Raw genomic sequence first — 24,779 nt, 5'->3', positions numbered from 1 at the left:
TCCGTGAGCGGCGCTGGCCCGGCGCCGCTCACGGACTCGGCGGCCGGCGCCGTCGTGCCGGAGCGAGGCGCTCCGGGCGCGTGGGCCGCCCATTGCCATGGGAAGAGGGAGACGGATGAACGCTCGTGAACCCAAGAAGGAAACTACCGCTGCTCCGGCAGCATTACCGGCCGCGCCGGACGGGGGAGCCGGCGGCAGGCGCCCAGACGCCGCGCCCCTCGCCCGGGAGGGGTCCGGTAACACCGAGGCTCCAAAGGGCCTCCCCGGCGCGCCCAAGGCGCCGGAGCTGCCCGCGCCCGCGCTGCCGAAGGGCGGCGGCGCGATCCGCGGGGTGGATGAGAAATTCTCCGCGAACCCGGTGACGGGCACGGGGTCGTTCTCGATCCCGCTGCCGCTGAGCCCCGGCCGCGCCGGGTTCGGGCCGGCGCTGGCGGTGACGTACGACTCCGGGGCTGGCAATGGCCCGTTCGGCGTCGGCTGGCAGCTGTCGATCCCGCGCATCACGCGAAAGACCGACAAGGGCCTTCCCCGTTACGACGACGCGCACGAGAGCGATGTGTTCGTCCTGTCCGGCGCGGAGGATCTGGTGCCGGCCCGGTCGATCGACGGCGCCACGCTCGAACGGTACGAGACCGACACCGAGAGGGTGATCCGCTACCGTCCCCGCGTGGAGGGCGCATTCGCGCGCATCGAGCGCCGCGAGGTCAAGGAGAGCGGCAACGTGTACTGGACGGCGACGACGCCGGACAACATAACGAGCGTCTACGGGCGGAGCCCGGAGGCACGGATTGCCGACCCGGCGAGGCCTGCGCGCATCTTCTCGTGGCTGCTGGAGGAGACGCGGGACGACAAGGGCAATGTCGTGGCCTACGCGTACAAGGCGGAGGACCTGACCGGCGTGGCGCGCGACGAGGCCGCGGAGAGCCACCGCCACGCGGGCCGCGCGGCGGTCGCGAACCGCTATCTCAAGCGCGTCCGTTACGGGAACACGGTGCCGGGCGTCGCGGGGAGCTTCCTGTTCGAGGTCGTCTTCGATTACGGCGAGCACGACGCCGAGGCGCCCACGCCCGAGGGGAGCGCCCCATGGCTGGTCCGCCAGGACCCGTTCTCGGTGTACCGCGCCGGCTTCGAGATCCGCACGTACCGGCTCTGCCGTCGCGTGCTGATGTTTCACCATATGTCCGAGCTCGGCGAGACGCCGTGCCTCGTGCGGTCGCTCGACCTCACGTACGTGCCGGGCCCTCACCTCACGCGCCTCACCGCCGCGACCCAGGCCGGCTATCTCCGCGATCCGCAGACCCAGGCGTACAGCCGCGAGGCGCTCCCGCCGATCGCGCTGACGTACAGCGAGCCGGTGATTCACCGCGAGGTGAAGTCGCTCGACCCCGAGAGTCTGCGCGACCTGCCGGGCGGCACGATGGGGACGGGGCGGCGGTGGGTCGATCTCGACGGCGAGGCGCTTCCGGGCGTTCTGATCGAGGAGGGCGAGGCGCTGTATTACAAGCAGAACCTCGGCGGGGGCCTCTTGTCCGCGGCGCGGCCGCTGCAATCTCGCCCGGCCGTTTCCGGCGGGCAGCTGCTCGACGTCGACGGAGACGGGCGCAAGGAGAGGGTGGTGTTCGAGCGGCCGGTGGCGGGCTACTTCGACCGCACCGACGCGGGCTGGGCGCCGTTCCGCCCGTTCGGGTCGCAGCCGAACGTCGACTGGAGCGACCCGAACGTCCGCCTCATCGATCTGAACGGTGACGGGCATGAGGACATCGTGATCACGGGGCCGGACACGTTCACGTGGTATCCGTCGCTCGCCAAGGGCGGCTTCGACCGGCCGATTACCATCGCGCGTCCGAGCGACGAGGAGCGCGGGCCGTCGCTCGTGTTCGCCGACGCGGCGCAGAGCATCTTCCTGGCCGACATGAGCGGCGACGGGCTGGTGGACCTCGTGCGGATCCGGAACGGCAACGTGTGTTACTGGCCCAACCTCGGCCATTGCCGCTTCGGCGCCAAGGTGCAGATGAGCGGCAGCATGCGGTTCGACCACGAGGGCCGCTTCGACCCGAAGCGCATCCGTCTCGCCGACGTGGACGGCTCGGGGACGACCGATGTCGTCTACCTGCACCCGGACGGCGTGCGCTTCTATGCGAACAACGCCGGAAATACGTTGGCTTCGCCGGTGATCCTGCCGCAGCTGCCCGACGTGAGCGATCTGGCGGCGGTCGACGTGCTCGATCTGCTCGGCTCCGGGACCGGGTGCATCGTGTGGGCCTCGTCGCTGCCCGGGGCGCGCCCACGGGTGCGCTACATCGATCTGCTCGGGAGCAAGAAGCCGCATCTTTTGACCTCGATCGCGAACAACCTCGGAAGGACCACGACGGTGACCTACGCTCCGTCGACGAAGTCCTACCTGGCCGACCGGGCGGCCGGCCGCCCGTGGGTGACGAGGTTGCCGTTCGTGGTCCATGTCATCGAGCGCGTCGAGATCTTCGACGCGATCTCGCGGCATCGCTTCGTGACAACGTATGCTTACCACCACGGCGACTACGACGGGGTGGAGCGGGAGATGCGCGGCTTCGGCATGGTGGAGCAGCGGGACACCGAGTCGTTCTCGGCGTTCAGCGGGGCTGGCTTCGCGCCGCCCGCGGCCAACGCGGATCCCGAGCTGCACCTGCCGCCGGTGCTGACGAAGACGTGGTTCCATACGGGCGCCTGGATCGAGGGCGCGAAGATCTCGGCGCAGTACGAGAGGGAGTATTACGCCGGCGACGCGGCGGCGGTCCGCCTGGCGGACACGCTGCTTTGCGAGGATCTCGGCGCCGTCGAGATGCGCGAGGCGTGCCGGGCGCTCAAGGGGCGGCCCCTCCGCGAGGAGATCTATGCGCTCGACGGGTCGGCGGAGGAGCCGCGTCCGTACGTCGTCAAGGAGCACAGCTACGCGATGCGGCGGCTCCAGCCCGCGGCGGGCAATGCGCACGCGGTGTTCTTCGCCCATGCGCGCGAGGCGCTGGAGTACCATTACGAGCGCAGCGAGAGCGATCCGCGCGTGGCGCACGCGCTCACGCTGAAGGTCGACAATTACGGTGCGGTCCTGCGGGCGGCGCAGATCGGGTATCGCCGGCGGGCGGCGTGGACGGCGTTCGCCGAGCAGGGGCAGGGGAAGGCGACGCTGACGGAGAACAAGGTGAAGCACCTGGTCCCGGACGAGGAGGGTGCTTATCGGATCGGGGTCCCGACCGAGACGCGGACCTACGAGCTGCACGGCCTGCCGCTCGGGTCTGAGGCGGTGCTCGGGTTCCAGGCAGTCTTCGACGCGGCGGCCGCGGCGGAGGACGTGCCGACGCTCGCGTACGACGGGACGCCGAGCGGGGGCTTCCAGAAGCGCCTGTTGCAGCACGCACGCACGAGGTACTGGAGGGACGATCTCACGGCGCCGCTGCCGTTCGGCGAGGTCGGGGGCAGGGCGCTCGTTTACGAGAGCTTCGCCAAGGTCCTCACGCCTTCGCTGATCACGTCCGTGTTCGGGACCCGCGTCACGAGCGGCATGCTCGCGGAGGGGGGGTATCTCCAGCTCCCGGACGATCCGGACTACTGGGTGGCCTCGGGGCGGGCGGTGCCTTCGGCGGCTCACTTCTACTTGCCGACGGCGTTCGTCGATCCGTTCGGCAATGCGTCGCAGGTCACCTATGACCCGTATTGCCTGCTCGTGACGGCAGTGACCGATCCGCTGAGCAATCTCGTGGAAGCCGTCCCCGAGTACCGCGTCCTCGCCCCGCGACAGCTCACGGACGCAAACCGCAACATGAGCGAGGTGCGCTTCGACGCGCTGGGGAGGGTCACGCTGGTGGCGGTGATGGGCAAGCCGGGGGCCGGCGAGGGCGACACGCCTGCCGACCCGACCGCGACGTTCGCGTATGACCTGGAGCGATTCCAGCTCACCGGCAAGCCGAACGTGGTGCACGCCCGTGCCCGTGAGCAGCACGGCGCGGGCAACACGCGCTGGCTGGACACGTACAGCTACTCGGACGGCTCGGGCAACGAGGTGCTGCGCAAGGTGAAGGCGGAGCCGGGGCCCGCGCCCGAGCGCGACGCGAACGGCGCGCTCGTGCATGACGCGCAGGGCAACCTCGTCTTTTCGCACGCGACGTCGCGCTGGGTCGGGACCGGGCGCACGGTGCTGGACAACAAGGGCAATCCGGTCAAGCAGTACGAGCCGTTCTTCAGCGCGACGAACGAGTATGAGGACGAAACGGAGCTCGTGGAGTGGGGGGTCACGCCGATCCTGCGGTACGATCCGCTCGGCCGGCTCATCCGGATCGATCTGCCGAACGGCACGTTCTCGCGAGTGGAGTTCGATGCGTGGAAGCAGGCGTCGCACGATCCGAACGACACGGTGCTGGAGAGCTCGTGGTACGCAGCACGCCAGGCCTTGCCGACGGGCGATCCGGAGCGCCGTGCGGCGGCGCTGGCCGCGGCGCATGCGGCCACGCCGGCGGTGAGCCACCTGGACGCGCTGGGGCGGGTGTTCCGCGCCGTGGCGAATAACGGGGCCGAGGGGGAGTACATCACCCAGACGACGCTCGATATCGAGGGGCAGCCGCTCCAGATCACGGACGCGCGTGACAACCAGGCGATGCAGCATCGCTTCGGGTTGGGCGGGCAGCTACTCTATCAGAAGTGCAACGACGGTGGCGAGCGGTGGATGCTGGCGGGCGCGACAGGACAGCGGGTGCGGGCGTGGAACGGGCGTGGGTTCGTCTACCGCTCGTCGTACGATGCGCTGCGCCGGCCGACGCACGAGCACGTGCAGCTGGGCGTGGGCAGCGAGCGGCTGGCGCGCCGTTACGTCTACGGCGAAGCGCACCCGCAGGCGGCGGCGCTGAATCTGCGCGGCAGGGCGTACCAGGTGTATGATGGCGCGGGTGTGGTGACGAGCCAGGCGCACGACTTCAAGGGCAACCTGCTGCAGGCCTCGCGCCGGCTGCGCAGCGACGTGCACGCGGACGCCGACTGGTCGGTGGTGTCGGCGCTGACGGATGTGGCCGCCATCGCGACGGCGGCCGAGCCGCTGCTGGAGACCGAGAGCTTCGGCACGCAGACGGTGTACGATGCGCTGAACCGGCCGACGAGCGTGACGGCGCCGGATGCGAGCGAGATCAAGCCCACATACAACGAGGCGGGCCTGCTCGAGCGGGTCGAGGCGCGGATTCGAGGCGCGGTGGCGTGGACGACGTTCGTCGACGACATCGATTACGACGCGAAGGGGCAGCGCGAGCGGATCGAGTACGGCAACGGCACCTCGACGGCGTACACGTATGACCCATTGACGTTCCGGCTCTCGCGCCTGAAGACGACGCGGAGCTCGGACAGCGCGGTGCTGCAGAATCTCACGTATGTGTACGACCCGGTCGGGAACATCGTGGAGATCGGGGACAGCGCGCAGCAGACGGTGTTCTTCAACAACGCGGTGGTATCGCCGAGCGCGCAGTATGTGTACGACGCGGTCTACCGGCTGATCGAGGCGACGGGGCGGGAGCACGCGGGGGGCATTGCCGACGTGCAGCGGGACCAGAACGATGTTCCGATCCAGTCGCTGCCGCACGCGAACGACGCGCAGGCGCTGAGGAACTACGCGGAGGAGTATTTCTACGATGAGGTGGGCAACCTGCTGCGGATGGTGCACGAGGCCGGGGCGGGGAGCTGGACGCGGCGGTACGCCCACGAGGCGACGAGCAACCGGCTGACGAGCACGAGCGTGTCGGGGGACCTGGTGAACGGGCCCTACAGCGCGACGTATACGCATGACGTACATGGCAACATGACGTCGATGCCGCACATCGCGGCGCTGACCTGGGACGAGAACGACCAGTTGCGGAGCACGGATCTCGGGGGCGGCGGGGTGGTTTACTACACCTACGACGCGGCCGGGCAGCGCGTGCGCAAGGTGTGGGAGCACAACGGGCTTGTGGAGGAGCGCATCTACCTCGGCGGATACGAGGTCTACCGCAAGCGCAACGCGACGGGGCTGGTGCTGGAGCGGCAGACACTGCACGTGATGGATGGCGCGCGGCGGGTGGCCATGGTGGAGACGAAGACGGTCGACACCGCGGGGCCGTTCACGGTGACGCCGCGGGTGCGGTATCAGCTCGATAACCACCTCGGGTCGGCGTCGCTGGAGGTCGACGGCGCGGGGCTCGTGATCGGTTACGAGGAGTACCACCCCTACGGAACGACGGCATACTGGTCGGCCAGCAGCGCCGCGGAGGTGAGCCGGAAGCGGTATCGCTACACGGGCAAGGAGAAGGACGAGGAGACGGGGCTCTATTACCACGGGGCGCGGTACTACGCGCCGTGGCTCGGGAGGTGGACGAGCGCGGATCCGGCTGGGATGGTGGATGGGCCGAATCTCTACGCCTATGTGCGGGGGAATCCTGTGATCCTTCATGATCCAGAGGGGAAAGAAGGATTGCCCAAGCCTGGGACCGTAGATTATGAGGTCATGACGAGAAAGGATGCCGCTCTAAAGACACACTTGAATGGGATGTTACCTGAAGAGCGGGAAGCGTTTCGCAGCGCAGCATCAGGGCGATTCAAGCAGCGCGTTCAAGCTCACCTCGATAAGTACAAATTGGAGACTGTTCGAGTGGGCGTCACCACCGTGGAGCAGGTCCGACCAGACGCATCTTCTTCGCCAGCGGGGATGGAGCTATCCGCGGCGGAAGGGCCAAGTGTGCGGGGTGTCTCGGAGCAGGAGGTTCGTGCCCAGCGGCATGAAGAAATCGTCCGGTGGGACATGGCGCCTGGTAATCTCATGCAGGAGGAGTCCGCTGCCCTCGGAGTCGAATACGACATTGTTTATGCGCTCAAGCATGGCATGTATACTCCGATTAAGAATTGGATGGAGGACAAGTCGCGGCAATATCTAGATTCCGAACACAACATCAAGCCGCTGAATATTCATCGCGATCATACGGATGCGGCCGTCGCATTAGGGCAAGTGGCGGCAGCTTTGCTTCCGACGCCGAAGGCTGCTCCGGTGTCGGGAGCAAAAGATTACGCAATGGCTCTCGCGGCAAGAGATGAAGTTGTTGACGCTTTTCGATTGTTTCCTCAGAAAGACATCCAAGGCGTAGCAACCGTTGTGGGTGGATACAACAAGGTGACAGGCGAGATCGCAGTAGGAACGAAGTGGTTTGGGCAGGGGAAGTTCTGCGCTGAAGACGTCGTTGTCGGGAAGCTCGGCGGCGTTACGGAGGAAGTCGTCATGACCCCTGCTATTCGACCGTATAAACTGAAGCAGATCGACGTCTGTCTCAACTGTCAAACAAAATACACTCCAGCCAACTTTGGTCCTGGTACCAAATATGCTCCGCGTAAGCCCCAGTGAGGAGTACCGTGTCGGCAAATGATTTCGAACGTCGGGTTCGTGCAGTGGAATGGTATCGCTACGAGCATGATTGTTGCAGCGCATTCATTCCGGATGTGATTATTGGTTTAATCTCAGGCGACGATGTGAGGCGACAGGAGTCTTGCGATCGGCTAGAGGATTGTCTTCTGCCTCAGGGAGTGCTGGTCGAGGCGAGTTACCATGCAATCCCATTTCTAGTGGAGTTAATCAGGGAGGGTATGGCGCCGGGATGCGTCTACGAGCTGCTGGTACTGATGACGATAGCAGCGCAGTCTGACGCGTATGATGAGGGGATCAGAGTGAATGGGAACCTGCGATCTCTGACCGAGTCGAGTCGTGGCAGAATAGCGGATGGCCTGGGCTCGTATTGTAGAGATCTGCAGAACAGGAATCTGTCGAAGGACCGCCGGTTGGCAGCGTTGTCTATCGTGTGTCGATTGCGAGAGCGGCGCGACGAGTGGCTGCCGCTGATTCGGCGAGTGTATGACGCGGAGCAGGACCCGGAAATGCGACGTGAAATGCTGTATTGGTTGTCGGATGTGGAGCAGGAGGGCAAGGGAACCGCGTGAGTGCGAAAGCTGAATAGAACCCAGATTATTGCCGTTCGCCTCCTCGCCCCGAGGTGCCGGAAGGTTCGGGCGCCCGCGGCGGCGGTCATGCCGGCCCTCGATCTGGAGATCCACCGATTGGCCCCAGGTACTCACTCTGGCGTACGAGCGACAGCGTCGAGAGGCGTTCCGAAAGGCGGAGCTCACCCTACTGGTACGCCTGGGCCCGTGCAGGAATGAACTCGTCGGGGTCGGCGCCGGGCAGCGTGTGCGCAAAGTCTGGGAGCACAACGGGCTCGTCGAGGAGCGCATCTACCTCGGCGTAGCGTAGGCGCTCCGCCAGCCGCGTATCGAACCGTCCTTGTGGAAGGCAGGCGAGGACGTAGAGTTGCCTTGCGATGGCGAAGCGACGGTGCGGGAAGGCAGGCGTCGAAGTCCCGAGCACGATGACGGGGGTGCTCGACCTGTCAGCGCCGCATGTAGCTTGGCAAGGAAGCGAGGGCGCACACGCCAGAGCGGAGGGAAGCACCCGTCGCGTGGTCGGGCAGCACGAGAGCACGGGGGCGGCAGGGGTAATCAGATTCTGCAAATGGAGCAAGAGGCCTGGTGGCGCTGAATCGAACCGGGCGCATCGACCGAGGCGGCGTCGAACGCGCTCTCCATGGCCGCTGGCGCGCTGCGCGAGGGCGCGTCGATCGCGTCCACGCTCGCCGGCTACGAGCGGCGCGCCGAGGAGTGGGCGCTGCAGGAGCGGCTCGCGGCGAAGGAGATGCAGGGCCTGGAGAAGCAGATCGTCGCCGCGAAGATCCGCGTCGTGGTGGCCGAGGTGGAGCTCAGGAACCACGATCGGCAGACCGAGCAGGCGCGCGAGGTGCTCGAGTTCCTCCGGGACAGGAAGCGCACGACCGAGGAGCTGTACGACTGGATGGTGGCGGAGCTGTCGACCGTCCACTACCAGACGTACACGCTGGCTTTCGACATGGCCAGGCGCGCGGAGCGGGCGCTCCGGTTCGAGCTCGGCACGGCCGACAGCACGCCCGCGATGGTGCGCTTCGGCGCCTGGGACAGCCTGAAGCAGGGCCTTCTCGCGGGCGAGCGGCTCCAGCACGACCTCCGCCGCCTGGAGGCCGCGTTCCTGGAGCAGACGCCGCGAGAGGCGGAGCTCGTCAAGAACGTCTCGCTCGCCGAGGTCGCGCCCGAGCAGCTCATGCGGCTGCGCGAGACCGGCACCTGTGACGTCGTGCTGACGCAGGAGGGTAGCCGCTCCGCAGACCGCGTCTTTCCCCTGGCCAGATTCGGTTACACGCTACGCGACGCCAGATGAGGGCCGTGCCCTCGCCGAGCGAAGAGGAGCGAGCGATGCCAGGAAGCAGGGAGCTGGTACAGCTGCGTGCAGAGCTGTCGAGGTATCGAGAGCAGAAGAGCCGTGGGAAATTCCCGAGCGAGCTGCGGGAGCGAGCCGAGGCCTACGCCAAGGCGCGCTCCCGCTCGGGGGCAACACCGACCGAGATCGCCACGGAGCTCGGTGTCCACAAGAGTAGCCGCTCCGCAGAGCGCGTTCCGAAGCGTGCTTGTGGAAGGCGGCCCCGTGCGTAGAGTCGCGGTGCGATGACGGAGCGACGGAGCGGGGACGCAGGCGTCGAAGTGCCGAGCCTGACGACGGCGGTGCTGAAGTAGCCGCTCCGCTGACCGCGTCTTTCCCCTGGCCAGATTCGGTTGCACGCTACGCGACGCCAGATGAGGGCCGTGCCCTCGCCGAGCGAAGAGGAGCGAGCGATGCCAGGAAGCAGGGAGCTGGTACAGCTGCGTGCAGAGCTGTCGAGGTATCGAGAGCAGAAGAGCCGTGGGAAATTCCCGAGCGAGCTGCGGGAGCGAGCCGAGGCCTACGCCAAGGCGCGCTCCCGCTCGGGGGCAACACCGACCGAGATCGCCACGGAGCTCGGTGTCCACAAGATGACTGCCGACCGATGGGTGGCTGACGGTGAGCGCGCAGACGAGGGGGCGTCGCCAAGAGCCCCCAAGGCGGCTCAGCAGATTCCGTTCCTACCCGTCGTGGTGCGCCCCGAGCGCCGCGAGGCGCCGCCTTTGCGGCTCAACGTCGCGTTTGCCGACGGGACGCGGATGCAGGTATGTGGGATAGGCGCGCGCGAGCTCGTGGAAGCGCTCGAAGCGTTGCGGAGGGGACGGTGACCCCCGCGACGATAGCCGTCTATCTGGCGGTCGGTCCAGTGGACTTGCGTGGTGCGTTCGACCGGCTCGCCGCGATCACCCGGCAAGTGCTGTGCCTGGACCCGGCCAGCGGCGCGCTGTTCTTGTTCCTCAACAGGAGGCGTAACCGGCTCAAAGCCCTTTGGTGGGATCGCAATGGATACACGATCTTGTATAAGCGTCTCTCGAAGGGTGCATTTGCTCTGCCTTCGTTCACCGAGGCCGACGGCAGGTGTATCGAGCTGTCAGCACAGGACTTCGCGCAGCTGCTCGCCGGTCTGCCTGTAGAAGAGCTGGCAAGCCGCCGCCGGCTGGTCCACTGAGGCGTCTGCGCCGGCGCTCGTTCACCGCGCTGCCGGCGCCAGCGCGGCCCGATGGCGGCCGGCGCAGCCGGATGCGGAGATGGAGCAGGGCGCGCGCTGCATCGCGCCCGAAGACCTCGCGAGCGCGCGCCGCCGATGGCGCACCATGGCGGTCCTGCATTCCCGCCTTCGACGAGAAATTCTCATCGAAAACAGCGAATTTTCTCTGCATAAGGTACTTGTCAAGAGCAAGCGCAGGGGGCATCCATGGCGCGCCTTGACCTCGACGACACGCCCCGGTGAGACCGCGCTGCCGCAGTCGACGGAGGCAGAGCGCCTTGACGGCGCGGCGCTCGTGCTCGGCTATCTCCAGGCCAGGGGACAAGGACAGGGGAGCCCCGCCGGCCCCGCGTCGGTGGTCGACGCGCTGCTCCGGCGGGTGCAGGAGCTCGAGGCGAGGCTGGCCGAGCTCTCGACGGCGGAGCAGCAGGCCCAAGAGCTCGCTCGCACCGTCGCGTCGCTCAAGGCGTACAATCAACAGCTGCAGGAGACGATTCGGACCCTGGAGATCGGATTCCGGCGCCACGTCTCCGAGCAGGTCTCGCCTGACCAGCTGCGGCTTTCGCTGGCCGGGGAGCCAGATGCCTGTCCGGCTCCGACTTCGTCGCAGGCCGAGAGCGTCGACGCCGCGCCCGAAGTGGACCCGGGCGAGGCCAGCGGCCCGCCGCCGGGCTCCGCGGGCCCACCGGAGCACGCGGGGACGGCAGAATCCTCCTCCGGCTCCGATCCCGGAGGTGGCAAGCCAGTCAAGCGCCACGAGCACGGGCGCCGCCGCATCGGTGTTATTCCGAGGGTGATCATCGAGTCGCTGCCGCAGGAGGTGCTGCTCAAAGGCCTCGAGCGCTTCGAGCGTGTGGGCGCCGAAGACAGCTCGAGCATCGGCTACCGGCGTGGCGGCCTCCTCGAGCTCGTCACGCGTCGCCTCAAGTACGTGGCCAAGGCGGAGGCGCCGGCGGCGAGCAGCGCAGCTGAAGAGGAGCCGGCTCCTTCGCCAGCCGCCGGGCCGGCCTTGAATCACGAGCGCGGCGAGCCGCTCGTCGTCCGGGAGCACGAGCTCTCGGGGATCCCCGCGGACACGTCCTTCAAGCATAGCCCCTTCATCGACGGCGTCCTCGTACGCTACACGCCCGAGTCGGACGCTGGGGAGGACAGCGGACCGGTGAAGATCGCCTCGCTGCCGGAGCGCCCGATCGACAGGTGCCTTGCCGATCCGAGCCTCTTGGCCCATCTGTTCGTCCACAAGCTCGACTACCATACGCCCTACTACCGGCAAGAGGTGGAGTCGGATCGCCACGGCTTCCGCATCGGCCGCGGTAACATGACACGCTGGCAGTACGATTGTGGCGGCATCGCGATGCGCATCGCCGATGCCATCTGGAGCGACGCGCTCTCGAGGTCGTGGTTCGCCATGGATGCGACGGGCACCGCCATCCGGGCCAAGGACAAGCACCGCTATGGGCATGTCTTCGTCCTGGTCGCGCCCGGCGATGGGGTGCTGTTCCGCTATACACCGACGTACGACGGCCCCACCGTCGCGAAGCTCTTCGGCGGCTACCAGGGGACGCTCGTCGCCGATGCCTCGGCCAACCACAACGTGCTGTTCGGGCCGGGCAAGGCGCGCGAGGCCGGCTGCTGGAGCCATGCACGAAGGCGCTTCTTCAAGGCGTTCAAGGCCGGGGCGGGCAAGGAGGCGGCGTTCGCGCTCCAGACCCTCCAGGCGCTCTTCCGCGTCGAGGAGGAATGCGCCCTGTGCAGCCCGGACGAGCGCCTCGAGATCCGGCAGCGCAAGTCCGCACCGCTGATTGAGAAGCTCTTCGCCTGGGTCGAGGCGCAGCGGCAGGTCGTCCCGGAGCATTCGCCGTTGCGCGAAGGGCTGGTCTATCTGCACAACCAGAGGGAGGCGCTCTGCGAGTTCCTCTCCAACGGGGAGATCCCCATCCACAACAATGCCTCCGAGAGGGCACTGCGCCGCGTCGTCAAGGGACGGCGCAACTGGCTCTTCCACGGCAGCGACGAGCACGCTGTCCGGTCTTGTGCCATCTCGTCGCTCATCGCGACCTGCCAGATGCACGGGCTCGACCCCGAGCTCTACTTGCAGGAGATCCTGACCGTGGCTCCGAGCTATCCGCTCAGTCGCATCCTCGACCTGAGTCCCAAGAACTGGGTCGCGACGCGACAACGCCTCATCGCCGAGGGGCGGCTCAAGTACCTGGACCTGGCTCGGATCACCGGCTCGCGGCTCGCCTTCCGCGACCGCTGATCGCGCCGCGTCGCCCGCTTCCGTCGCGCCCACAGCGCTCGTCGCGTCCGGAGCGGCCGAGACCGGCGCGCGTCCTTTCCGCGCCGAGGTGCGTCGGCTCGTCGAGCCGGTGCTGTCGTCGCTTCGCCCGGCCGCCGTCGAGCTCGTCCTGGCGGGGCCCCTTCGGGTCGCATCGCTTCGGCGCTGCTTGTCCGCGTCTCGCGTCGGCCGCCGTCCGCTCACCTCCTCTGCGGACGGCTGGGCGGCGCTCTTGCGGCGCCGCACGCCGGCGGCCTCCGTCGCTCCCGAGCGCTCCTGCTGCCCGGCCGCGCGACGCGGGCGCCCGGTCGCGCGGCCGGGGGCGTCCTCGCGGCCTGGCCACGCGACGTGCGGCGCAGACAGCTTCAGCACCGCCGTCGTCAGGCTCGGCACTTCGACGCCTGCGTCCCCGCTCCGTCGCTCCGTCATCGCACCGCGACTCTACGCACGGGGCCGCCTTCCACAAGCACGCTTCGGAACGCGCTCTGCGGAGCGGCTACGCAGGAGGTGTTCGATCTCGATTACCCGGGTCACTACTTCCGTCGCATCAAGTCGGTCGCCGTCACGATACCGACCGTGACAGGCCCGTACGCGGGCGTGAGCTGCACGCTCACGCTGAGCAACACGAAGGTGCGCCCGCCGCCGCAGCAGCAGCCGGTGACCGCCCAGACCTACGGGGAGACCCAGAATTTCCGGACGGATCTCGTGCCGGTGACGCATGCAATCACGACCAGCGGAGGGGTGAACGACGCGGGCCTGTTCGAGACGAACCTGCGCGACGAGCGGTATCTCCCCTTCGAGGGCGCGGGCGTGCTGGGCACCTACACGATCGAGCTCCCTGCGGCGAACAACCGCTTCGACATCGCGGCGGTGAGCGACGTGGTCCTGCACGTCCGGTACACGGCGCGCTCGGACGGCGCCCTCACGGGCGTGGCGAAGGACTATTACGCTGCGCACCCGCCGGTGCGGCGCCGGCTCTTCAGCCTGCGGTCCGAGCTGCCGGCCGAGTGGGCCCGGTTCATGGTGGCGCCGTCGGATGACGAGGTGGCACAGCAGCTGTCCATCTCGCTCGCGCCGGAGATGTTCCCCTACGCCCCGGCGACGCAGAAGATCGCGCTGAAGAGCTACACGCTCTATGCGCGGTGGAACGGGAAGACGCATTATTCGGAGGGAGGCGTGCTCGGAGTCACGATGGCGCGGCCAGGCGTCGCGCCGGCGGACACGCTGAATCTCGTGGAGTACCCGGACGACAACGAGCGCAATACGGGGGCGAGCGCGAGCCAGGCGTTGCCCCAGAACGAGCAGGATCTCGGCACCTGGACGCTCAGCGCGAGCCGCAGCGCGGTGGGCGCGATCGCGAGCGACCTCAGCACGAACAGCCGGCTCGACGAGACGCTCCAGGACATCTACCTGCTCTGCGAGTACAGCTTCGAGCCGGCGTGACCGCGGAAGAAACCCAGGCGATCTCTCACCAAGGAGTCAACAATCATGTCGGACAACATCACGCTTCCTGAGGGCGCGGGCACGCTCCTCGCCACCGACGAGATCCTCGGCGTCCACGTCCTGCGCGCCAAGCTGCAGACGGGCGTGGACGGGACCGCGGTCGACGTCTCGCAGAACGACCCGCTGCCGGTGCGCCTGGTCGGGTCGCACCCGGCCGGCGGCAACACGCTCGGCGCGGTCAACGTGAAGCCGGCCACCGCAGGCGGGCTCTCGGTCTACCGCATGATCGGCCTGAGCACCACCGGGCAGAGCGTGAAGAGCTCCGCCGGGCAGGTGTTCGGCTGGCACCTGGCCAACTCGGGAGCGAGCGATGCGTTCGTGAAGCTCTACGACATGGCCACGGCCCCGACCGTCGGCACGAGCACTCCTGTCGCGACGCTCTACGTGCCGGCCGGGCAGAACGCCTCGGCCGAGTACACGAACGGCATCGCCTTCACGAACGGCATCGGTATCGGCGCGACCGCCGCCGCGGCAGACGACAACACCTCCCAACCGGGAGCGAACACGATGATCGTGAACGTGTTCTACAAGTAGCGCTGCCCGCAGAGGGGACGAGCCCTTGTTCCCGGGGGGGACCGGGCGACGAGGACAGGGCCGTGGAGAGCTTGAACAGTCCGTGAGCGGCGCTGGCCCGGCGCCGCTCACGGATTCGGCGGCCGGCGCCGTCGTGCCGGAGCGAGTCGCTCCGGGCGCGTGGGCCGCCCATTGCCATGGGAAGAGGGAGACGGATGAACGCTCGTGAGCCCAAGAAGGAAACCACCGCTGCTCCGGCAGCATCACCGGCCGCGCCGGACGGCGGCGCCCGCGGCAAGAGCCGAGACCCCGCGTCCCTCGCCCGGGAGGGGTCCGGCAAAGACACCGAGGCTCCGAAGGGCCTCCCCGGCGCGCCCAAGGCGCCGGAGCTGCCCGCGCCCGCGCTGCCGAAGGGCGGCGGCGCGATCCGCGGGGTGGATGAGAAATTCTCCGCGAACCCGGTGACGGGCACGGGATCGTTCTCGATCCCGCTGCCGCTGAGCCCCGGCCGCGCCGGGTTCGGGCCAGCGCTGGCGGTGACGTACGACTCCGGGGCAGGCAATGGCCCGTTCGGCGCCGGCTGGCAGCTGTCGATACCGCGCATCACACGAAAGACCGACAAGGGCCTTCCCCGCTACGACGACGCGCGCGAGAGCGATGTGTTCGTCCTGTCCGGCGCCGAGGATCTGGTGCCGGCCCGGTCGACCGACGGCGCGGTGCTCGACCGGTACGAGACCGAGAGCGAGCGGGTGATCCGCTACCGTCCTCGCGTCGAGGGCGCGTTTGCGCGCATCGAGCGCCGCGAGGTCAAGGAGGGCGGGAACATGTACTGGACGGCGACGACGCCGGACAACATAACGAGCGTCTACGGGCGGAGCCCGGAGGCGCGGATCGCCGACCCGGCGAGGCCGGAGCGCATCTTCTCGTGGCTGCTGGAGGAGACGCGGGACGACAAGGGCAATGTCGTCGTCTACGACTACAAAGCAGAAGACCTGACGGGGGTCGCGCGCGACGAGGCCGCGGAGAGCCACCGCCACGCGGGCCGCGCGGCCTTCGCGAACCGCTATCTCAAGCGCGTCCGCTACGGGAACATCGTGCCGGGCGACGCGGAAAGCAGCTTGTTCGAGGTCGTCTTCGATTACGGCGAGCACGATGCTGCGGAACCCACGCCTGTGGGGAGCGCCCCGTGGCCAGTCCGCCAGGACCCGTTCTCGGTATACCGCGCGGGCTTCGAGATCCGCACGTACCGGCTCTGCCGTCGCGTGCTGATGTTTCACCATATATCCGAGCTCGGCGAGACGCCGTGTCTCGTGCGGTCGCTCGACCTCACGTATGCGGAGAACGCTCACCTGACGCGGCTCGCCACCGCGACGCAGGCGGGATATGTCCGCGATCCGCAGACCCAGGCGTACAGCCGCGAGGCGCTCCCGTCCATCGCGCTGACGTACAACGAGCCGGTGATTCACCGCGAGGTGAAGTCGCTCGACCCCGAGAGTCTGCGCGACCTGCCCGGCGGCACGATGGGGTCTGGGCGGCGGTGGGTCGATCTCGACGGCGAGGGGCTGCCCGGCCTGCTGATCGAGGAGGGCGAGGCGCTGTATTACAAGCAAAACCTCGGCGGGGGCCTCCTGTCCCCGGCGCGGCCGCTGCCGTCGCGGCCGGCCGTCCTGAACGGCGGGCAGCTGCTCGACGTCGACGGGGACGGGCGCAAGGAGATGGTGGTGTTCGAGTGGCCGGCGGCGGGCTACTTCGACCGCACCGACGCGGGCTGGGCGCCGTTCCGCTCGTTCGCGTCGCAGCCGAACGTCGACTGGAGCGACCCGAACCTCCGCCTCATCGACCTCAACGGCGACGGGCACGAGGACATCCTGATCACGGGGCCCGACACGTTCACGTGGTATCCGTCGCTCGCCAAGGGCGGCTTCGACCGGCCGATTACCATCGCGCGTCCGAGCGACGAGGAGCGCGGGCCGTCGCTCGTGTTCGCCGACGCGGCGCAGAGCATCTTCCTGGCCGACATGAGCGGCGACGGCCTGGTGGACCTCGTGCGGATCCGGAACGGCAACGTGTGTTACTGGCCCAACCTCGGCCATTGCCGCTTCGGCGTGAAGGTGCAGATGAGCGGCAGCATGCGGTTCGATCACGAGGGCCGCTTCGACCCGAAGCGCATTCGCCTCGCCGATGTGGACGGCTCGGGCACGACCGACATTCTCTACCTGCACCCGGACGGCGTGCGCTTCTATGCGAACAACGCCGGCAACACGCTGGCTGCGCCGGTGATGTTGCCGCAGCTGCCGGACGTGAGCGATCTGGCGTCGGTCGATGTGATCGATCTGCTCGGCTCCGGGACCGGGTGCCTCGTGTGGGCCTCGTCGCTGCCCGGAGCGCGCCCGCGGGTGCGCTACATCGATCTGCTCGGGAGCAAGAAGCCGCACCTCTTGACCTCGATCGCGAACAACCTCGGAAGGACCACGACGATGACGTATGCCCCGTCGACGAAGTTCTACCTCGCCGACCGGGCGGCCGGCCGCCCGTGGGTGACGAGGTTGCCGTTCGTGGTCCATGTCATCGAGCGCGTCGAGGTGTTCGATGCCATCTCGCGGCATCGCTTCGTCACGACGTATGCTTACCACCACGGCGACTACGATGGGGTGGAGCGGGAGATGCGCGGCTTCGGCATGGTGGAGCAGCGGGACACCGAGTCGTTCTCGGCGTTCAGCGGGGCTGGCTTCGCGCCGCCCGCGGCCAACGCCGATCCCGAGCTGCACCTGCCGCCGGTGCTGACGAAGACGTGGTTCCATACCGGCGCCTGGATCGCGGGGGCGAGGATCTCGGCGCAGTACGAGAGCGAGTATTACGCCGGCGACGCGGAGGCGGTCCGTCTGGCGGACACGCTGCTTCGCGAGGATCTCGGCGCCCTCGAGATGCGCGAGGCGTGCCGGGCGCTCAGGGGGCGACCCCTCCGCCAGGAGGTCTACGCGCTCGACGGGGCGGCGGAGGAGCCGCGTCCGTACGTCGTCAAGGAGCACAGCTACGCGATGCGGCGCCTCCAGCCCGCGGTGGGCAATGCGCACGCGGTGTTCTTGGCTCATCCGCGCGAGGCGCTGGAGTACCATTACGAGCGCAGCGAGAGCGATCCGCGGGTGACGCACGCGCTCACGCTGAAGGTCGACGATTACGGCGTGATCATGCAGGCGGCGCAGATCGGGTATCGCCGGCGGGCGGCGTGGGCGGAGTTCCCCGAGCAGGAGCAGGGGAAGGCGACGCTGACGGAGAACGATGTGAAGCACCTGATCCCGGACGAGGAGGGTGCTTATCGGATCGGGGTCCCGACCGCGACTCGGACCTACGAGCTGCACGGCCTGCCGCTTGGGTCTGAGGGGGTGCTCGCGTTCCAGGCAGTCTTCGACGCGGCGGCCGCGGCGGAAAACGTGCCGACGCTCGCGTACGACGGGACGCCGGGCGGGTCGTTCCAGAAGCGCCTGTTGCAGCACATGCGCATGAGGTACTGGAGCGACGACCTCACGGGGCCGCTGCCGTTCGGCGAGGTCGGGGGCAGGGCGCTCGTTTACGAGAGCTTCGCCAAGGTCCTCACGCCTTCGCTGATCACGTCCGTGTTCGGGACCCGCGTCACGAGCGGCATGCTCGCGGAGGGGGGCTATCTGCAGCTCCCGGACGATCCTGACTACTGGGTGTCCTCGGGGCGGGCGGTGCCCTCGGCGGCTCACTTCTACCAGCCGACGGCGTTCGTCGATCCGTTCGGCAACGCGTCGCAGGTCGCCTACGACCCGTATTGCCTGCTCGTGACGCAGATGACGGATCCGCTGAGCAATGTCGTGACCGCCGTTCCCGACTACCGCGTCCTCGCCCCGCAGAAGCTGACGGACGCGAACGGCAATGTGAGCGAGGTGCGCTTCGACGCGCTGGGGAGGGTCACGCTGCTGGCGGTGATGGGCAAGCCTGGGGCCGGCGAGGGCGACACGCTCGACGACCCGACGGCCACGTTCGCGTACGATCTGGAGCGATTCCAGCTCACCGGCAAGCCGAGCGTGGTGCACGCCCGCGCCCGCGAGCAGCACGGACCGGGCAACCTGCGCTGGCTGGACACGTACAGCTACTCCGACGGCTCGGGCAACGAGGTGCTGCACAAGGTGAAGGCGGAGCCGGGGCTCGCGCCCGAGCGCGACGAGAACGGCGCGCTGATGCATGACGCGCAGGGCGACCTCGTCTTTTCGCATGCGACGTCGCGCTGGGTCGGGACCGGGCGCACGGTGCTGGACAACAAGGGCAATCCCGTCAAGCAGTACGAGCCGTTCTTCAGCGCGACGGAGGAGTACGAGGACGAAGCGGAGCTCGTGGAGTGGGGGGTCACGCCGATCCTGCGGTACGATCCGCTCGGCCGGCTCATCCGGACCGATCTGCCGAACGGCACGTTCTCCCGGGTGGTGTTCGATGCGTGGAAGCAGGCGTCGCACGATCCGAACGACACGGTGCTGGAGAGCCCTTGGTACGCGGCGCGGCAGGCGCTGACGGCGGGCGATCCGGAGCGCCGTGCGGCGGGTCTGGCCGCGGCGCATGCGGGCACGCCGGCGGTGAGCCACCTGGACGCGCTGGGGCGGGTGTTCCGCGCGGTGGCGGACAACGGCGCGGAGGGACAGTACGTCACGCAGAGCACGCTGGATATCGAGGGGCAGCCGCTCGTGATCACGGACGCGCGCGACAACGAGGCGATGGGGCATCGCTTCGGGCTGGGCGGGCAGCTGCTCTATCAGAAGAGCAACGACAGCGGCGAGCGCTGGATGCTGGCGGGCGCGACAGGACAGCGGCTGCGGGCCTGGAACGGGCGAGGGTTCGTCTACCGCTCGTCGTACGATGGGCTGCGCCGGCCGACGCACGAGCACGTGCAGCTCGGCGCGGGCAGCGAGCGGCTCGTGCGGCGCTACGTCCACGGCGAAGCGCATCCTCAGGCGACGGCGCTGAACCTGCGCGGCAGACCGTACCAGGTGTATGATGGCGCGGGCGTGGTGACGAGCCAGGAGTACGACTTCAAGGGCAACCTGCTGCAGGCCTCTCGCCGGCTGCGGAGCGACGTGCACGCGGACGCCGACTGGTCGGTGGTGTCGGCGCCGACGGATGTGTCCGCCATCGCGACGGCGGTCGACCCGCTGCTGGAGACCGAGAGCTTCGGCACGCAGATGGCGTACGACGCGCTGAACCGGCCGACGAGCGTGACGGCGCCGGATGGCCTGACCGCCTCGGATTCGAGCGAGATCAAGCCCACGTACAACGAGGCGGGCCTGCTGGAGCGGGTGGAGGCGCGGATTCGCGGCGCCGTGGCGTGGACGACGTTCGTCGACAACATCGATTACGACGCGAAGGGGCAGCGCGAGCGGATCGAGTACGGCAACGGCACCTCGACGGCGTACACGTATGACCCGCTGACGTTCCGGCTCTCGCGGCTGAAAACGACGCGGAGCCCGGACAGCGCGGTGCTGCAGAATCTCACGTATGTGTACGACCCGGTCGGCAACATCGTGGCGATCGGGGACAGCGCGCAGCAGACGGTGTTCTTCAACAACGCGGTGGTATCGCCGAGCGCGCAGTACGTGTACGACGCGGTCTACCGGCTGATCGAAGCGACGGGGCGGGAGCACGCGGGGGGCATTGCCGACGTGCCGCGTGACCAGAACGATGTTCCGATCCAGTCGCTGCCGCACGCGAACGACGCGCAGGCGCTCAGGAACTATACGGAGCAGTATGTCTATGATGCGGTGGGCAACCTGCTGGAGATGGCGCACCAGGCAGGCGCGGGAAGCTGGACGCGACGGTATGCTTACGAGGCGACGAGCAACCGGCTGACGAGCACGAGCGTGCCGGGGGACCCGGTGAACGGGCCCTACAGCGCGACGTATACGCATGACGTACATGGCAACATGACGTCGATGCCGCACATCGCGGCGCTGACCTGGGACGAGAACGACCAGGTGCGGAGCACGGATCTCGGGGGCGGCGGGATGGTTTACTACACCTACGACGCGGCCGGGCAGCGCGTGCGCAAGGTGTGGGAGCACAGCGGGCTCGTCGAGGAGCGCATCTACCTCGGCGGCTACGAGGCCTACCGGCGGCGCAACGGGTCGGGGCTGGAGCTGGAGCGGCAGACGCTGCACGTGATGGATGGCACGCGGCGGGTGGCCATGGTGGAGACCAAGACGGTCGACACGTCGGGGCCGTTCACGGTGACGCCGCGGGTCCGCTACCAGCTCGACAACCACCTCGGGTCGGCGTCGCTGGAGGCCGACGGGGCGGGGCTTGTGATCGGCTACGAGGAGTACCACCCGTACGGGACCACGGCGTACCGGTCGACGGCATCGGGGATCGAGGTCTCGCAGAGGAGATACAGGTACACGGGCAAGGAAAAGGACGAGGAGACGGGGCTGTACTACCACGGGGCGAGGTACTATGCGCCGTGGCTCGGGAGGTGGACGAGCGCGGATCCGGCTGGGATGGTGGAGGGGACGAACCTGTACGCGTTCGTGAGCGGAAACCCAATGGGTGCGGCTCTTCTGGAACGAGGGCGTTTTGCTCATTTCACCCGGCGCAGCTTGGGTCGAGGCGGCGGCAGCGGTGAGGGAACATCGCCCTCTGCATAACGTGCACGGTGCGTTCGGTCATGCTCCTGCTGCAGGTGGAACGCCCAGTAGGCTTCGAAGTCGCCGCTCGAGCGCAGCGAGCGGAGGCGAAGCACCGCCTCTGCGCCTCGGAGCGACCAGCGAGCCCCGGTGCGGTCCATGCGATCCTTGACGAGATGGCGGCATGCGCCCTCGATCACGCCCGTTGCGATGGGCAGCCCCGCTGCGAGCGCGCGATCGTAGTGCAAGAGCGTCCGATGCTTCACAAGGTAGCCGATGCAGGTATCGAGCGTCACCGCTGTCCCCATGTCCACCACGCGGCTGCTGGCGTGGCGCCGGATGGTGCTGGCAATGGCTCCGGCCGTGCGCCCCGCGAGTAGCTCGTGCAGCCGGCACGTCACCCACTGCTCGGCTTCCTTGGTCCCATCGGCGAAGAAGCAGTGCGCGGCCTTCCAGAGATACTCAAGCACGTGGATGATATCGAGGACTATCGTGATCTCGACGCATGCCTTCTTCGCGGCGCGCTTGACCAGGGTGATCTGGTCCTTGTTGCCATCGACCAGCACCACCCACCGCCGAAGGCGTTCCGGATCGCGACGCAGACCTTCAGCAAACGCCGCCGAGATCACCTCCCGCGATGCCTTCTCCACGCTCGCCCAGACCCGCTTGTTCACCGGCCGCGGCCGTTGCGCCGCGACGTCATGCACAGGGCGCAAGTCGTTCACGATGTCGTCAGGCGTGCGGACCCAGGGGTCGATCGTGTAGATGGTGGCGACCTCGGCCATTCGCTTCCGGTTGCGCTTCTCGCCCTTGGCGAGGCGCTTGGTGAGCTTGTGTTTCCCGGCGTCCGCAGCCTTCCGCGTCGCAGGTCGGAGGTCTTCGCGCCGCATCGCGATCCCCTTGCCGTCGAAGCTGAGTACCAGCAGCGCCTGAGTGTCCTCGACTTCGACGGCGCGGCTGGAGTAGAACGCATCGAAGTCCTGCGCGGCGCGCTCCGCGAGCTCCTCCACTTGGCGCTTCGGCACCGCGGCGCCGGTCGATTTTCTCAATCCCTCAACGACCTCATCGAACGAGCTGCGGGCGGCGCTCTCGGCGACGTAGCGACGGACGCTGTGCGAGTAGAGCTCGTCCGGCAGGCTCAGCGCCGCATCCATCGGATGAAGACCGGGGACGCCCGGCGCCTGATAGGCCACGCGTGGCACATCGACCTCGCCGACGACCGACATGAGCGCTCTGCTGCTGAGACGTCGATGCTTGCGCTGAACGCCGTCCGCGCCCTTGACCACCACGGGCCTTTCGCGCTCGGCCCGAAGCTCGAGGTGGGCCTGGAGGAGCCGCCGCTGGTACTCGCGCCCCTCGTCGACGACGAACCCCTCCAGCTCGGCATGCGTGCTCTCCATCGATTCGGATGACCGAAGATGCTTCTCCATGACTTCTGCCTGCTCCCGGGCGCTCTTGAAAGGGTCCTGACCTGCTGCAACGGCGTACGCGGCGCTCACGACCAAGTCCTCCTGCCGGTCCAACCTGCTTGTCGGGACCGGCCTCTTGCAGAGGCCATGGGTACGTCAGCTTCGTAGCATTTCAATGCGTTGCATTTTCGCGCCCGGAATTATCACCTGTGGCGAAATAAATGGCCGTCAGCCCGCCGAATGTGGCCTCGCCCGCCCCCCGATTCTTTCGCCTCTCGCGGCCGAACCTGGGCTGCGGTTTCGCTCCTGGGCCAGCGGATAAGTGCATGGTATGAACGGCGCAGGGGGGCCAAGTCCACCGGCTTCGTCGACGGGCGTCTGCATCGAGGGGATAGGGGCGCGGTTCCAGGGACCGCACCTGCCGCGCAACACCATGAAATCGCACGGACTTTTGTCGTCGCCAAGGATCTACACCCAAACCCAATAGTACTGAAGGATCCAAGTGGTCATCAGGGAAAGAGAGCTGCGGGTGGTCTCACGGTTTCTCCAGAATCAAAGATATCTGCGAGACAGCTTGTTGAGATGATCAAGCGCAATGATAAAATCCCGGGCTGGATGAAGAACGCATTCTCCTGGCGGGAAAATCGAATTTTCGTTAAGAGTCAAGCTCAGCTGCCTCCGGGCGTTACGCAGAAGGATGTGCCGGAATGGTTTACGTCCGCTGCGCGCGCCATTCAATCAGGTGATTGGCATCTTACCACAGCGGCGTCAAACGTATCGAAGGACAGTCTTTACCCTAACGACAAGCTTCAAGGCGATTTCGAGCCCGGAGACGCGCCGGTCTGGGGACACAAAGAAGATGGAGTGATGGTCGGCGAAACGATAGACTCATACCCGAGCAACGAGTATTGGGGCAAGAGGAAGATGCGGGACGAGAGGGCAAGCGGTGACACGGATCCAGCGCTCCGACGTCCAGCGACAGACAAGAAGCCAGCCCAGGGGTTGATTGTTGTGGCGAACCGATTTCGCAGTCCTATCGATTCGAGCAAAGAGGTAAGCCGATCTGAAGATTCGATTCTGGAGACGTTCTTCCATGAGCTGTCTGCTCATGCCGGCCTGAGATCTCAGGGTATATCCGACGAGCATGGCCCCCTTGGTAACTGGCTCAGTATCCAGACTGAACCCGCCGATCATTTGGCTAAAGCTGTCCACGAGTTCTTCTCGGCGCCGAGCGAAACGGAGGCCATCAAGTCGGTAACTCCCACTACGTGGGAGCAAGCAGCGCGGAGCGTCGAACCCAAAGAAACCGTGTGGCAGAGAGCAGCTAACACTACTGCGGGAGGTTCGTCGCGGAAAGAGAGGAACCGCCAAGAACGCCAAGAACGCCAAATTTACGGGGAATGAACCACGCGCCTGACACCGGTACGGAGGAAGGCCACTTTGAAGGTGATCAAGAGGCCAAGCCGTAGTCTTGCCGCCTTGAGGTACGACAGAAGCTGCGCAACGTGGATCGGGGCAATGCCCTCGGTGGCCTTGAGCTCGACGACGAGCTGACCATCCACCACGAGATCCAATCGAGCCTGGCCCACCAGATTCCCCTTGTAGTCCACGCCGATGGGCACTTGCCGGGCGAACGGAATGCGGCGCAAGGAAAGCTCGACGCAGAGCGCTTCCTCGTAGATAGCTTCGAGGAAGCCAGGGCCGAGAGTTCGGTGCACTTCAAGCGCGGCGCCGATCACGCAGTGGGCGAGGCGATCCAACTCCGCGTCGGGCTCGCTCCTCACTTCTTCCTTGGCGTCCTTGGTGTCTTGGCGGTTCATCTCGTGTCTATCGACACAACCCCGCCCTCAGTTGTGCACTCCGCCGCAAAAGAATGCAGTTGACCCTTTGGAGAGTGTGGGATCCCTCGACGGTGACACAGAGGGCATCG

The 24,779-nt window shown here is 67.3% G+C and carries 12 protein-coding genes; 10 read left to right on the top strand and 2 right to left on the bottom strand.

Annotated elements, in window-relative coordinates; translation table 11 throughout:
* Nucleotides 1-115: 115 nt before the first annotated feature.
* The 9 genes from WMF45_RS35830 to WMF45_RS35790 all read left to right on the top strand — a co-directional run bounded on the left by WMF45_RS35830 (nucleotide 116) and on the right by WMF45_RS35790 (nucleotide 21,461).
* Entirely contained in the window at nucleotides 116-7,378 is a 7,263-nt protein-coding gene (locus tag WMF45_RS35830; RefSeq protein WP_437710025.1) for a SpvB/TcaC N-terminal domain-containing protein, read from the top strand.
* An 8-nt stretch (nucleotides 7,379-7,386) separates the two neighbouring features.
* Nucleotides 7,387-7,968, top strand: a complete 582-nt coding sequence (locus WMF45_RS35825; protein WP_437710023.1) for a hypothetical protein — start codon at nucleotides 7,387-7,389, stop codon at nucleotides 7,966-7,968.
* Nucleotides 7,969-8,608: 640 nt separating this feature from the next.
* Nucleotides 8,609-9,271, top strand: a complete 663-nt coding sequence (locus WMF45_RS35820; protein WP_437710021.1) for a hypothetical protein — start codon at nucleotides 8,609-8,611, stop codon at nucleotides 9,269-9,271.
* Between the two features lie 452 nt (nucleotides 9,272-9,723).
* Entirely contained in the window at nucleotides 9,724-10,137 is a 414-nt protein-coding gene (locus tag WMF45_RS35815) for a helix-turn-helix domain-containing protein (RefSeq protein WP_129572567.1), read from the top strand.
* Nucleotides 10,134-10,478, top strand: a complete 345-nt coding sequence (tnpB, locus tag WMF45_RS35810; protein ID WP_165373740.1) for an IS66 family insertion sequence element accessory protein TnpB — start codon at nucleotides 10,134-10,136, stop codon at nucleotides 10,476-10,478. Before WMF45_RS35815 ends, tnpB begins: the two co-directional genes overlap by 4 nt.
* Nucleotides 10,479-10,734: 256 nt before the next feature.
* Nucleotides 10,735-12,777, top strand: coding sequence for an IS66 family transposase (gene tnpC, locus WMF45_RS35805; protein ID WP_437710019.1), 2,043 nt, complete (start codon nucleotides 10,735-10,737; stop codon nucleotides 12,775-12,777).
* A 525-nt stretch (nucleotides 12,778-13,302) separates the two neighbouring features.
* The gene (locus WMF45_RS35800) at nucleotides 13,303-14,238 is read left to right on the top strand and encodes a hypothetical protein (protein WP_437710017.1); all 936 of its coding nucleotides are present in this window, start codon (nucleotides 13,303-13,305) and stop codon (nucleotides 14,236-14,238) included.
* A 45-nt stretch (nucleotides 14,239-14,283) separates the two neighbouring features.
* Nucleotides 14,284-14,832 carry a hypothetical protein gene (locus WMF45_RS35795; protein WP_437710015.1) on the top strand — a complete coding sequence of 183 codons (549 nt, stop codon included), beginning with the start codon at nucleotides 14,284-14,286 and terminating at the stop codon, nucleotides 14,830-14,832.
* A gap of 194 nt (nucleotides 14,833-15,026) precedes the next feature.
* Nucleotides 15,027-21,461, top strand: a complete 6,435-nt coding sequence (locus tag WMF45_RS35790; protein ID WP_437710013.1) for a SpvB/TcaC N-terminal domain-containing protein — start codon at nucleotides 15,027-15,029, stop codon at nucleotides 21,459-21,461.
* Here WMF45_RS35790 and WMF45_RS35785 read toward each other — a convergent pair.
* Nucleotides 21,395-22,939, bottom strand: coding sequence for an ISKra4 family transposase (locus WMF45_RS35785; RefSeq protein WP_437710011.1), 1,545 nt, complete (start codon nucleotides 22,937-22,939; stop codon nucleotides 21,395-21,397). The two genes, WMF45_RS35790 and WMF45_RS35785, sit on opposite strands and share 67 nt — an antisense overlap.
* A gap of 492 nt (nucleotides 22,940-23,431) precedes the next feature.
* Here WMF45_RS35785 and WMF45_RS35780 point away from each other — a divergent pair, with 492 nt between their 5' ends.
* Nucleotides 23,432-24,253 carry a hypothetical protein gene (locus WMF45_RS35780; RefSeq protein WP_437710010.1) on the top strand — a complete coding sequence of 274 codons (822 nt, stop codon included), beginning with the start codon at nucleotides 23,432-23,434 and terminating at the stop codon, nucleotides 24,251-24,253.
* Here WMF45_RS35780 and WMF45_RS35775 read toward each other — a convergent pair.
* On the bottom strand, nucleotides 24,241-24,669 hold the full coding sequence (locus WMF45_RS35775; protein ID WP_437707092.1) for a GxxExxY protein: 429 nt from the start codon (nucleotides 24,667-24,669) through the stop codon (nucleotides 24,241-24,243). The genes WMF45_RS35780 and WMF45_RS35775 overlap by 13 nt on opposite strands.
* Nucleotides 24,670-24,779: the final 110 nt, after the last annotated feature.

The sequence above is a fragment of the Sorangium sp. So ce448 genome (genome assembly GCF_051520915.1).
Classification (GTDB): domain Bacteria; phylum Myxococcota_A; class Polyangia; order Polyangiales; family Polyangiaceae; genus Sorangium; species Sorangium cellulosum_B.
This window is presented reverse-complemented; position numbering and strand designations above follow the sequence as displayed.

Coding starts and splice junctions, on each gene's coding strand:
- WMF45_RS35830 (WP_437710025.1), top strand. CDS start 116: ATGAACGCTCGTGAACCCAAGAAGGAAACTACCGCTGCTCCGGCAGCA.
- WMF45_RS35820 (WP_437710021.1), top strand. CDS start 8,609: ATGGCCGCTGGCGCGCTGCGCGAGGGCGCGTCGATCGCGTCCACGCTC.
- WMF45_RS35815 (WP_129572567.1), top strand. CDS start 9,724: ATGCCAGGAAGCAGGGAGCTGGTACAGCTGCGTGCAGAGCTGTCGAGG.
- WMF45_RS35795 (WP_437710015.1), top strand. CDS start 14,284: ATGTCGGACAACATCACGCTTCCTGAGGGCGCGGGCACGCTCCTCGCC.
- WMF45_RS35790 (WP_437710013.1), top strand. CDS start 15,027: ATGAACGCTCGTGAGCCCAAGAAGGAAACCACCGCTGCTCCGGCAGCA.
- WMF45_RS35780 (WP_437710010.1), top strand. CDS start 23,432: ATGATCAAGCGCAATGATAAAATCCCGGGCTGGATGAAGAACGCATTC.
- WMF45_RS35775 (WP_437707092.1), bottom strand. CDS start 24,669: ATGAACCGCCAAGACACCAAGGACGCCAAGGAAGAAGTGAGGAGCGAG.